At 44.2% G+C, this 11,428-nt stretch carries 14 protein-coding genes and 1 pseudogene; 10 read left to right on the top strand and 5 right to left on the bottom strand.

Annotated features, from left to right (window positions below; translation table 11 throughout):
• From QMA41_RS25570 to QMA41_RS25610, 9 genes and pseudogenes are all read left to right on the top strand, one after another.
• Positions 1 to 219: pseudogene (locus QMA41_RS25570) on the top strand (hypothetical protein); the annotation flags it as partial.
• 87 nt (positions 220 to 306) lie between these two features.
• Positions 307 to 492 (top strand): hypothetical protein, encoded by a 186-nt coding sequence (locus QMA41_RS25575; protein WP_272236615.1) that lies wholly within the window; start codon positions 307 to 309, stop codon positions 490 to 492.
• On the top strand, positions 492 to 1,655 hold the full coding sequence (locus QMA41_RS25580; RefSeq protein WP_281630913.1) for a phage tail protein: 1,164 nt from the start codon (positions 492 to 494) through the stop codon (positions 1,653 to 1,655). The genes QMA41_RS25575 and QMA41_RS25580 overlap by 1 nt, the downstream gene beginning before the upstream one ends.
• On the top strand, positions 1,655 to 2,179 hold the full coding sequence (locus tag QMA41_RS25585; protein ID WP_272265046.1) for a phage major tail tube protein: 525 nt from the start codon (positions 1,655 to 1,657) through the stop codon (positions 2,177 to 2,179). The genes QMA41_RS25580 and QMA41_RS25585 overlap by 1 nt, the downstream gene beginning before the upstream one ends.
• A 61-nt stretch (positions 2,180 to 2,240) precedes the next feature.
• Positions 2,241 to 2,861 carry a hypothetical protein gene (locus tag QMA41_RS25590; protein WP_281630914.1) on the top strand — a complete coding sequence of 207 codons (621 nt, stop codon included), beginning with the start codon at positions 2,241 to 2,243 and terminating at the stop codon, positions 2,859 to 2,861.
• Between the two features lie 112 nt (positions 2,862 to 2,973).
• Positions 2,974 to 5,706 carry a phage tail tape measure protein gene (locus tag QMA41_RS25595; protein ID WP_281630915.1) on the top strand — a complete coding sequence of 911 codons (2,733 nt, stop codon included), beginning with the start codon at positions 2,974 to 2,976 and terminating at the stop codon, positions 5,704 to 5,706.
• On the top strand, positions 5,703 to 6,080 hold the full coding sequence (locus QMA41_RS25600) for a phage tail protein (RefSeq protein WP_281630916.1): 378 nt from the start codon (positions 5,703 to 5,705) through the stop codon (positions 6,078 to 6,080). Before QMA41_RS25595 ends, QMA41_RS25600 begins: the two co-directional genes overlap by 4 nt.
• Positions 6,073 to 6,294: a tail protein X gene (locus tag QMA41_RS25605; protein WP_272236604.1), complete on the top strand. Its 222-nt coding sequence runs from the start codon at positions 6,073 to 6,075 to the stop codon at positions 6,292 to 6,294. Before QMA41_RS25600 ends, QMA41_RS25605 begins: the two co-directional genes overlap by 8 nt.
• A 53-nt stretch (positions 6,295 to 6,347) precedes the next feature.
• Positions 6,348 to 7,283 carry a phage late control D family protein gene (locus tag QMA41_RS25610; protein WP_281630917.1) on the top strand — a complete coding sequence of 312 codons (936 nt, stop codon included), beginning with the start codon at positions 6,348 to 6,350 and terminating at the stop codon, positions 7,281 to 7,283.
• 33 nt (positions 7,284 to 7,316) lie between these two features.
• Here the strand turns inward: QMA41_RS25610 and QMA41_RS25615 are convergent, their stop codons facing one another.
• A complete protein-coding gene (locus tag QMA41_RS25615; RefSeq protein ID WP_281630918.1) occupies positions 7,317 to 7,481 on the bottom strand; it encodes a hypothetical protein in 165 nt (54 codons plus the stop codon).
• Between the two features lie 471 nt (positions 7,482 to 7,952).
• On the opposite strand from QMA41_RS25615, the gene QMA41_RS25620 reads away from it, so the two are divergent.
• Positions 7,953 to 8,288 carry a helix-turn-helix transcriptional regulator gene (locus tag QMA41_RS25620; RefSeq protein ID WP_281630919.1) on the top strand — a complete coding sequence of 112 codons (336 nt, stop codon included), beginning with the start codon at positions 7,953 to 7,955 and terminating at the stop codon, positions 8,286 to 8,288.
• 85 nt (positions 8,289 to 8,373) lie between these two features.
• Here QMA41_RS25620 and QMA41_RS25625 read toward each other — a convergent pair whose 3' ends face one another.
• The 4 genes from QMA41_RS25625 to QMA41_RS25640 all read right to left on the bottom strand — a co-directional run bounded on the left by QMA41_RS25625 (position 8,374) and on the right by QMA41_RS25640 (position 10,946).
• Positions 8,374 to 8,529: a hypothetical protein gene (locus tag QMA41_RS25625; protein WP_272236596.1), complete on the bottom strand. Its 156-nt coding sequence runs from the start codon at positions 8,527 to 8,529 to the stop codon at positions 8,374 to 8,376.
• Positions 8,530 to 8,602: 73 nt separating this feature from the next.
• Positions 8,603 to 8,809, bottom strand: coding sequence for a hypothetical protein (locus QMA41_RS25630; RefSeq protein ID WP_281630920.1), 207 nt, complete (start codon positions 8,807 to 8,809; stop codon positions 8,603 to 8,605).
• A gap of 15 nt (positions 8,810 to 8,824) precedes the next feature.
• Positions 8,825 to 9,781: a ParB/RepB/Spo0J family partition protein gene (locus QMA41_RS25635; RefSeq protein WP_281630921.1), complete on the bottom strand. Its 957-nt coding sequence runs from the start codon at positions 9,779 to 9,781 to the stop codon at positions 8,825 to 8,827.
• 1 nt (position 9,782) lies between these two features.
• Positions 9,783 to 10,946 (bottom strand): AAA family ATPase, encoded by a 1,164-nt coding sequence (locus QMA41_RS25640; RefSeq protein ID WP_281630922.1) that lies wholly within the window; start codon positions 10,944 to 10,946, stop codon positions 9,783 to 9,785.
• Between the last annotated feature and the right edge of the window lie 482 nt (positions 10,947 to 11,428).

Here is an 11,428-nt window from a genome sequence, read left to right on the forward strand (position 1 = left end):
TTGAAAACCGAAAAAGATGTTTATCAAGAGCAATACAAAGCTGTGGATGATAAACGTCAATCTGAATACACCCAACGAGTCAGACCATATTTAGAAGAGGCTGAAATCAAAAAGCATATGGGTGAGCAGTCTGAATATGATCGACTGATGGATTTGGCTGTTCAAGAGCGAGAGAAAATCCAAACAGAAAACCCGTGGCCAACACCACCAACTAAATAAAGCCTGCTAATTCAGCAGGTTTTTTTTGTACCTATTTAAACCTCATACCCAGCCTTTGTGCTGGGTTTTCTTTTACTAGGAAAACCTATGGAACAGAAGAAAACAACGCCTCACAAAGTGCTGTTTGGGTTCCGTCATCCTCGCACTCAGCATTGGGTGAAAGAAGGCGAAACTGTTGAGCTTACCGCTCGCGAAGCACGTGACCTAACATTGGGCTCAATCAAAAAGGTAGAGCCTGTTAAATCCACCACTAAAGCGGTAAAGGATAAATAATGGACCCTATTCAAGATTTTGTTCATAACGGTGCGGAAGTTCGATCGCAACGTTCACCAGCTCCTTATGGGCCGTTAGGTAAAACGGTTCTCGGTGCAGTGGGTACTGCCCCAAACGCTGACCCACTAATTCCAAAGAGCAAGCCTTTTCGAGTTGCAACACCTCGTGATGCAGCTTACTTGGATATGGGTGGCTCTGGTCTAGGTACGCTTGTTGATTTCTGTGAACAGGTACTAAAAGTGTCTCAAGTGCCTATCTACGTAGTTATTGAAAAAGAAGGTGATACGGAAGCCGATACTATCAATGCAATTATTGGTGGCACAGCCGCAGATGGTCAACGAACGGGTGTTCATGCCCTAACAGAATGTACCGAAAAGCCGACTCATATTTTTGTACCAGGTTATTCAAGCAATAAGCCGGTTGCTGACGAGATGGTAGCAATTGGTAAGCGAATGTATGCCATTCCAGTTGGTGATGGTCCAAACACCACAGACCAAGCAGCGATCACTTTCCGCGGTACATTAGGCGCACCAGGCACAGGTTATGAAGCTTACTACCTTGTTGATAACTGGCCTCATATTTACAGCAAAGCAGAATCCAGCAATGTTGTAGTGCCAGCATCAACCATGGCAGCAACTTGTTTTGCACGAGTTCTTCCGTGGGAAAGTCCAGCGTCTAACGGTGGCGTATTGATTGAAGCTCTATCGCGTCAAGTCGATTACGACATCATGGACCAATCTTCTCAGGCTAACTTGCTGATGAAGAACGGTGTTTCGGTCATTACCGATACCAGCGAAGGTAAGAAGCTCAAAGGTAACCGTTGTATTCACGGTGACTTTGTTAACAAGAAAGGTCTGGAATACGCGATCATTCGTAAGCTCGCAGCTACCTCAGAACGCGACATGGCTAAAAACTTAACTGAACGCTTTATGAAGCAAAAAGTTAAGTCGGTAAACAGTATGCTCAGTGCCATGATTGTTGAAGAAGCTTTGATGGGTTGTAAAGTTTTTCTTCACCCAACTCTTAACAGCACTGAAAACTACAAGAGCGGTCGCTGGGCGATTGCTATTCAATATGCTGGTTATTCTCCAAATGAGCACATGATTTATGTCCTCGACGAGGATGATGGCATTGTTGACGAATTTCTAGGGAGTATCTTGTAATGCATCAACATATGGTCCTGCTTCAGCGCACTGCGCTGATTAACGGTATTCCGGTTAAGCTGGAAATCACTGAGCTTCAAGAGCCTAAAATCGAAAAGGTTATGGCTTCTATTGAAGGTGGTGGTTTCGGTAAGCGTGAAGTGTGGGTGGGTATGGAAGCCATGACCGACGCCAAGTTTACGCTAAAAGGTGCAACACCAGAGCTTGTAGCTAACCTCGGTTTGCATAAAGGCCAGAAGGTTCCAGTGAACATTCTTGACTCAATGGAAGATGGTCGCGGTACGGAATACAAAGTAGAGCACAACTGGGAAGGCATTCTTAAATCGGCTGCTGAAACAGGTGCAAAAGCGACAGGTGGCGATTCTGCATTGTCATCTCGCGAGCTTGTTTTTGCCGCTTTGGATGAAGCTGAAAAGATCGTTAATGGCAAGATTGAGTACCAATGTAACGCTCTTACTGACGAGTACGATCTTGGTGATGGTGATGTGATGGTGAATCATCGTCGCAACACTGGTCAGCCGTAAACTGAAAGTTAAACCCACAAGCCCTCGTTTGATGCGAGGGCTTTTTTTTGGATAAGCCCCTATGAAAATTCAAAAGACGCACACACTTCTTGTTCCTGCTTTGGGTAAAACCGAAGTTGTTATCCGCGCTCTTAGTTACGAAGAAGACGCGCAACTTGTTGAACTGGCCACTGAGAAAGATGATCAGGGAAACCCAATCAAAGACGAAAAAGGCGAAGTCAAAATCAATGCTGAAAAGCTATTAGAGCTTCGCTCTTTCAAAATGACAGGTATTGATGAGAGAGGCTTCTTTGAACTCTCTCAACCAGACATCACAACCATTGAATATTGGAATCATGTTTTCACGACTCAAGATTCAGTGACCGTTGCTCGTTTGCTCGAGCTCAAGATTGGTGATGAACCATGGACAGTGGGTGATGATATGAACCCTCGCTTGCTTCAGCCTCTTGAGAACTGTGATAGCTACGCGCTGAAATATCCGACTGGTCGTTTAACCAAAGCGATGAACGCTCAGAAAACCGATGATGAGCGAACCTTTACTATTACTGCTGGTTGTACCGACTTTAAGCACGACCAGATTTACCAGCTCACCACACCAGATTGGACTTACCTGCAAAACAGGCTCACCGATTTTTTGTCACGTCCGGCGGATTACTTTCGCCAACCGACATCGAGCGAATGATTGACCTGATCCCACTGGTGTACAACACCAGTGAATCAGAAATGTTGGGCTGGACCAATGAAAACGCCCTGCGTCGTTATCGCTTAGCAAAAGCAAAACTTGGAATTAAGTAATGGCAGACAATAAGCAGAAGTTCAGCATTGTTTTAGACGGTGTAAACCGTTTATCTGCCCCGTTAGCGGCTGCAGGGAAAACTATTCGCAAGCTGGAAACTGATACATCCAGTGCGAATAACGAGCTGAAGAAATTCGAATCTCAGCAAAAGCAAATTGGTCAGTATCAAGGGATGCAGACCAACTTGCAGAAAACCCGAGGTGAAATGCAGGCGGCAAAAGTCGCCAGTGCAGGTTTGTCTCAGGAGTTAAACCAAAACCGAGCAGCTCTTAAAGGTCAAGAGAAAGAGCTGGAAGCTGCTCGAGTAAAGTTGGCTGGCCTACGTAGTGAAACCGAAAAATCGGAAAAGGTCAGCAAGGCTCAAAGAGCTGAACTAAGACAAGCGGAACAGCAGGTTCGACAGCTTGATAAGGCTTATGCTGCTCAGGTTAAGCAAGTTGGTTCTCTTGATAATCAACTGCGTCGTGCAGACAGACAAGTCGATAAAGTTTCTAAACAGTTCGCAGACCAATCTGCGAAAGCCGGTCAATTGCGTAAGCAACTGTCCTCGGCTGGTTTGAATGTGGATGCGTTAGGTGCAGAACAGTTGCGCCTAGCAAGACAAACCAAGTCGGCCACGGCTGCGCTTGATAAGCAAAAGCAATCTTTAAAAGAGCTGAATGCTATTCAGGCACGTAAACAAGCACGCTCTGCAGAACGTGGAGAGTTAGCTGGCCAAGCGGTAGGTACGATTGTCGCTGCTGCACCGTTAGCGGCAGCAGGCAAACGAGCTGTTGATTACCAAAGCGCATTTATTGATGTGCGTAAGGTAGTAGATTTTGAAAGCGCAGAGCAAGAGGCTGCGTTCCAGCAAAAGATGAAAGCCCTCGCTGTTAACACGGGGATGAATCAAATCGGCATGGCAGAAATTGTGGCTTCTGCTGGCCGTTCCGGTATCAAAGGTGAAGAGAACCTACTGAAATTTGCAGCTCAAGCGGCTGAAATGGCTATCGCATTTGATGTTACCGCGGCTGAAGCTGGAAACACTCTTGCTCGCTTTCAATCCACAATGGGCTTAGAGGGTGATAGAGCTTTAGGTCTGGCTAAGACTTCCAACTTGCTGGCAGATAATTTAGCCAATACCGAAGCAAAAGACGTCGCTGCAGTTTTGGCTCGTCAAGGTTCAACGGCAATGATGGCTGGCTTGAATGAGTTTGAAGCGGCAGCTCTGGCAGGCTCTCTTTTCTCAGTAGAAGGCAGTGAAGAGGTATCGTCTACAGCGCTTAAAAACATCACTGGTGCATTAACTAAAGGTTTTGCTGCAACAGGTTCACAGAAAGAAGCCTATGCCATGCTTGGGTTAGATGCTAATAGTGTCGCAGCAGGCATGCAGGAAGATGCAACCGGAACATTGTTGGAAGTCTTTAAGGCTATTGAAGATGCTGATGATGTTGATCGAGGCGCCATTATTTCTCAGTTGTTTGGCGAGGAAGTGAAAGGTGCGGTCGGTAAACTAGTTAACACCATGCATGGTGAGCAAGGGTTGATTAATACGCTTGAAAGAGCTAGTAGCAGCTCGAAAGCGGCTAGTGCTTGGCAGGGTGAACTCGATAAGCGAAGAAAGAGTTCACAATATTTACTGGATCAGTCTACTTCATCTCTTGATCGTCTAGTTACTGCATTTGGTAATGGATTCATTCCTATTATCGAAGTCGCGGCACCAATGGTTACTACCGTAGCGAATGCTCTTGCAAGTGGTTTAGAAGCTTACCCAGAAGTTGCGACAGGCATCATGGCTGTCACAGGTGGTGTCATTGCACTTAAAACCGCCATGATTGGTTGGAAGCTAGGTAAAAACCTATTAGGCGCAGGGAAGGACTTATTAGGCGAGAAAAAACTTACCAGTTCGCTGTCAGGCACCAAGAATGCAGCAGACCGAGCGTCTAGCTCGATTGATAGACTTAATCGGAAATTAGGCGGCTTAGGTGGTGGATCAGGTGCTGGTGGTTATAGTGGTCGTCGCTCAGGTAAAAGCGGTCGTGTTGCGTCAGCAGGTCGTCGCTTAGGACGAAACAAATGGGCTCGTAGGCTTGGTTTCTTGACGGGTGCTACAGCTCTTACCATGGCTCCTAGCGCAGCAATGGCAGCAGACACGCTAACTATGGGCGGTGATCTGATTGATGGATTTGGTGGGCTTGCAGGACTTGCCCCTAAAGCAGGTATGTTAGCCAAAGCAGGTAGTTTTGCTGGCAAGCTAGTACGACCATTGAGTGTTGTCGCTGGCTCTATAGGATTGGTTGACGCGATCAAGAATGGCGATGCTGCTGATGTTGGCAGTGCTGCAGGTGATGTAACTGGTGGACTTGGAGGAGCAATGGCAGGTGCTGCCCTTGGTTCCATGATTTTACCAGGTATTGGTACCGCCATAGGCGGCATGATTGGTGGCATTGGTGGTGGTGCTTTAGGTGAATGGGTTGGTGCTAAAGTTGGTGGCTGGTTTGGCTCGGATAAAACCGACACTCCAGCGTCTGGTAATGAGCAAAAGCAACTCACTCAGCTAGCGAATGCTTCATCTACCAAGCAAGACAATCGCCAAATTAGCGTTGAAGTTAAGATAGAGCCGACAGGCAACCATGAATATGACCAACGAATAGGTGAAGATGTTGCTCAGAAAACGGCAATGGCAGTGGCTAACGTTGCCCCACCAGATTATGACGTTGCGTTAGGTACCACATTGGGAGATGTATCATGACACCACAGTTAATTCTTGGTGACTTTCCTTTTACGGTTGCTAAAAAAACCCAATATGAGGAGCTGGTTCGTACCAGTTCCTCTGGTTGGAAAAAACAAGCTAGAGTCGGGAAGAAAGCTAAAAAGCATCTTTCAGAGATCCCTCTGGACACCATTACAATTAAAGGCAAGTGGTTTGGTGAAGATGCGGAAGGCGCTCTCGATAAACTGCGTTCTATGCGTTTTGAATCCCATGTTCTTTCTAATGGTCAAGGAATTAATATGGGATTTTGGACCATAGAATCAATCACTGAAACTCAAACCAAAATTGGTCGTGATGGTTTAGCTCAGGTAGCTTCATTCACCATAACACTAGAGGAATCACCGGATGAGTAAATTAGTTCGTTCTATTGATGGTGATACGGTTAGTGACATTACATGGCGAGAATTAAGCCTCGATGATGATGAAACTGAGGATAAGGTTTATGACTTGAATCCTCATCTTCATGATCTCATTGGTGTTGAAGCAACATTGCCTGCAGGTGTTGAGATTTTATTACCGGATATAGTTGTGAAGAAGCCAGCTAAAGCGGTGAACATATGGGATTAAAGCCAAGCTGTTATATTTCTGGACCTGGTGAAAGCATAATCAACGCAAACATTATGTCTTTCGAAAGGCAGGATGCACCAGGTAATAAATCAGACACCTTAAAGATTGTTGTAAGCACAGCAGAACTTGATGGTATTCCTAAAGAAGACGCTGAAATTCGATGGTATGAGGGATATTTGGGTGGTGAGGTGGATAAGGGGCTATTCACTATCACCCGAATCATCCCCCAACTCTTTCCTTCTCAAGTGACGATCATTGCGACCGCGGCCCCATTTAAGGCTGATGACCAAACAGGCATCAAAGAGCGTCGCTCTAATAGCTGGGAAAATATTTCACTCGGTGATTTGTTCAGAGAGGTTGTGAAGCCTCATGGATTTTCGCCTCGGGTCGATCCGACACTAGATAGCATCAACATTGAGCATATCAATCAGACTGATGAAACGGACCCAGCGTTTCTTCGACGTATTGCTAAAAAATACGATGCGGTTGCTAAGCCAGTTGATGGGTTGTATGTGTTAGCTCGACGTGGAAAAGTGAAAACAATAACTGGACAGGATGCTCCAGTTAAAGAAGTCTCCGTTCCTCAGAGTAATATCCCTACTGAAACGGGTTTTGTTAATGCCTCAACGGACAACCCTAGTCGAACTCGATTCAAAGGGGTGATAGCTCGATGGCAAAACGTAAACTCTGGTGTAGAAGAAGAGGTGACGAAAGGTAGCAAGCCATTTAAAAAGCTTCCTAACGTTTACTCAAGCAAAGCAGAAGCAGAAGCAGAAGCAGAGTCTGCACTGAGAGAAAATGACCGTAAAGGTCGAACACTACGAATTGATTTGGAAGGAGACCCTCATGTAGTTGGTGAGGGTCTTATTCAATTAGATTCTACATGGCCAGAGCACTCACAAGGTACTTATTCATGTGATCAAGTCACTGCTCGTTGGTCTGCTCAAACTCCTTATCGAATCAGCGTAAAAGCGACGATTCCAGTCTAATCACAACGTGATAAAGTAATCGCCACCAGCTATTTAGCTGCACATCTTTATCACGTTCTCTCCCTTTTCTTTTCTTGCAATCTTAATTAATTCTTCAATAGTTTTTATTGCTACTTCTGATACTTCTTCGTCAATTACCATCCCAGGCTCGAGTGAAACCATAAGGAGCTGGGCTTTGCCAATGATCTCTTTATTCATTCCGTTCCCTTTATTTTTATAGGTATAAGTAACCCTACCAGAGCTTTTTTATTTCCTAAGTATGCTCAGTAGACTTTTTATACGGCGTTTTGGAGAGCCGCCGATTGTTGTTGCGATTTCTGTTATATCAAATGGAATTGGATATCAGCTGATCGCCTATAGAGGACGGTAAAGAGGTGGGTTATTTGAACTTTTGCATGAGTTCTTTCTAAAATAGTATTATTCATAGAATTATCACTAACTAACGTTTTGATTATAAATTTGAGTTTCAGTTTGCAAATCAAAAGAAATCACAAATCAACACCTAAGCCTAAGTGTTTGTTTTTATAAGACATGTCTATTTGGCACGTCATTGGCAAAGGATCATAACTATAAACCTTACCTATGAAACGGGTTTAGAACACAAAATGAACTCACTTCTCCAGATTTGGGTAAATCTATGTTCTAAATCTCCAAATATGGCGGTGTAGTATGGGGAAGATTTCAAGCACTGTTGCTGTTCTGAGGCGATTTAGAGAGTTGTCTGGAAAAAGTCGTGAAGACATGTCCAAGGAAACAGGGATTGGAGTTCGTGTAATAGAAAGGTTTGAGTCTGGTGAAGTGGATATGTGGGTCGGAGATATGGAAAAGTATCTTGTCGCGCTTAATATTACACATTTTGATCTGGCGGTTGCTGTTCAGAATGGCAATTACACACTATCTAAAGATATGGAGTCAGTTGCCAAATTTCTACCTCATGATGTTCGACTTATCCATTTAGAGTATTTGATAAATTTAGCTAAAGCACTCAATAAAAAAGGCTCCTAGATAAGGAGCCTTTGTTTATAGGGTTATCGCTAAGACTATAAGCGTAACAATGGTTATCCAGCATAATTCTTTTAGTGAATCCATATTAGCCTCTTGCTAACTCTTGGTAACAAGCTTTGGCAACAGCTTCACCCATGCCTTGATGTTGATTCTCTAGCCACTCAATTACCATGTGGGCTGGTAAGTGTATTAAATCGGCTAGTTTTTGCGAACGAATAAAGGTATAGTCTTCTTTAGACATAGTCATCTCCTGGCGGTTTTGGTTGTGTCACACAAACCCACTGTTCCCGCAGTGGGTTTTTGCTTTTTTATAGTTAAATAATGCTTGAGTCGTTTGCCATCGCGCTCTTTTGAGCAGCGTGGCCTTTGCGATAAGCGTCTGCGATTTCTACTGATGGGCTTTCATAGGCTCGACTTGCAAGGTTATCGCCACCATTTAATGCAGAGTTAGCACCATCATAGTAAGCGGCCAATTGAGCTTGGTTCATTTTTTCTGTTTCACTATTACATGGGTAAAGCATACTCTTACTCCTTATTTAGCATTTTTCTAACGCTTCTTTTGAGAGCGTTTGGTCAATGAATGCCTCTATTGCTTTTAAAGACTCATCTGAAATATTAGGGATGTTGATCTTGGCATTGCCATTAACTAATGCGACCGTGGTCCCCATTGCCAGCTCGCGAGGTTTCACTGGTTCAGGTTTGCTAATGCCACATTTCTTAATGAAGAATTCCACCAACTCCTCAGCGTTGTATTTTCCTTTCTCTTTACACCACTCTTCAAAGAAAGTGATCAACCCATCCTGTTGCTGTTCATCCAGTTTTTTGTATGCTTTGAATAGCGTTTCACCTTGTCTGGCGCTCAAGTCATTAGGGCTAGGTAAAGCTTTGATGAATGGCTTAGGAAGCATAGCGGTGTACACTTCTCGCATCATTGCACGGCGACCTTTGCCTACAGCTTCGGATGCTTCCTCTTGGCTTTTGCCACTATTCAATAAACGTAATGCCTTTTGACCTTGTTCATATGCCGAGGTTGGTCGGTAATTGTTGCCGACTTCGCTCAGGTAATTCATCTGATCGTCTGATAGGTCGCCAACCCAAATATAAAAGTCACTCTTTGCTGTTATGGCAGTAAAACGACGTCGGCTACCGTCAGCTACCTGAATAACACCACACTCTTCACGGCCGAAAGCGGGTACTTCTTGTCCGTACTCTTTAAATGTTGGCAAAATATCTGAAATGGCGAACTCATCGAGTAGCTCTTGATCACGCTCGTTCTCTAGCCAAACCATGGTCGATAGGTCGACTTTTTTGGCAGGAATCTTCTTGAGCGTAAAAGTAACTTCGACGCCCTTAACAGGCTTAGTGAGTGTGTTTCCTACCTGTTCGTCTAGCTTTTCAGATATTTTTACAGGTGCGCTTTTGTCGCGCTTACCTCTGATTCGAGCCGTTGAGACGCTGGACTCTTTTATTTCAACATCGAGATCGTTTTTCATGTTATTCAGCCTCCCACATCGGTTTTAAGATAGTGTCTAGAATCTCATTGAATGGTGCGTCATAAATTGCCGTTGCACGTTTCCAAGCCGATGGAGAGCTTCGCTCAGATGCGCCATTTTGCTCGTAGATAGTGACGCCCTTGCGTTGACCTTTCCCCACTTCATCGGTGAAGTAAACGCCGCTGTTTAGTGGCATTCCGCTCCAGAATCGGTGCATGTCCTGCACGTTCTTTAGGCTTGAGCTGTGTTCAGCACCTAGTTTGGTCGGTAATACGCGCACATATGGCTCGTCTAGCTGCTCTGGACCGTTAGGTTGGTATATATCTCGAATCAAACCCATAAGCTGGCAAGTCGAGTTCATGTCGTTCACTTCGGCAGATGTTGCGATAAGTACCACATCGCTTGCGCAGATCATATTGGTTGTACCTAGACCCAAATCAGGGTGGCCATCAATAATGATAACGTCGTAGCTATCTTGCACAGTCATTAGACCGGCTCGTAACATTTGATCGGCTGGATATTCGATATCCGCATCAAGCAGTTCGCTTTCGATACGCTGCAGCTGCAGGTTACTTGCGATGATCTCTAGCTTTGGCCATGCAGTTTCGTTTATGCAGTATGTTAGGTCGTCTTTCTCGCCTAGCATGAACGGCAGCACTGTGTCGTTTATATCGGTATTCAGCTCTGGATGGTATCCAAAGTACATAGAACCATGCGCTTGTGGGTCGATGTCAACGAACAGAACGCGATAGCCTTTTAGTGATAACCATTGTGCCAGGTGAACGGCTGTCGAGGTTTTCCAGCAACCACCTTTACCACCAGGAACGGATACCGTGACTGGGTAGGTTTCCATTAGCTGGTAAGGTTGCTTTTTAAATACATCACGCATGTGGTCTATTTGGCCCAGCGTGTAACCCAATCTGATTGGGCGAGGTGAGTTGGATTCCTTGTATTCCGGTTGCGGCAGGCGACCTTCTTTCTCGGCCTTGCGGATAGCTTCGCTTGTAACACCAATCATGTCTGCAGCTTCATTTATACCAAAGCGACGATTTAGAACTCTGGCTTGTGGCGAGTCATCACCAAACTTCTTCTTGGCTCTTGCTCTTGACCAGTCGTTGAATGAGTCGATGCACGCCTGCATCTGCTCAGAAAGTGTTTGTGACATTTCGTATCTCCATTTCTAGCGGTTTGCGCTAAATATAATAGTTTGTACTTTTTATGTAAACTACTTTTATTTTTGCAAACTACAGTAGTGCACTTATTGTGATTTAACTCTCAAAAAATGGCCAGCATTAACCATTCAGAATGTTGTCTTTGTTTCTCTAACAATCAACTCTTTGCTATTTCCGGTTTTATTTTCTTTTAAATCAGACACTTATACATAATTAGGAAGAGGGGAAATAGAAGTATGAAATCTAAGTAACTAGATAAAAAGGCTGGTTTTTGATGATTAGCATCTCATAACACAAAATTGTGTCAAATCATTACAAATAAAAAGTTACAAAACAATAAATATGTACAAGTTCAATCACGGCAAGCTTAAACGTTACACTTTTATAATGCATCATTATTTATAGATATGTAACGTTACACATCACTAAGTATTTACGTAAATACTTAGTGATGTGTAACGTTACATATCTATAA

The organism is Vibrio sp. St2, from assembly GCF_947311885.1.
GTDB lineage: Bacteria > Pseudomonadota > Gammaproteobacteria > Enterobacterales > Vibrionaceae > Vibrio > Vibrio coralliilyticus.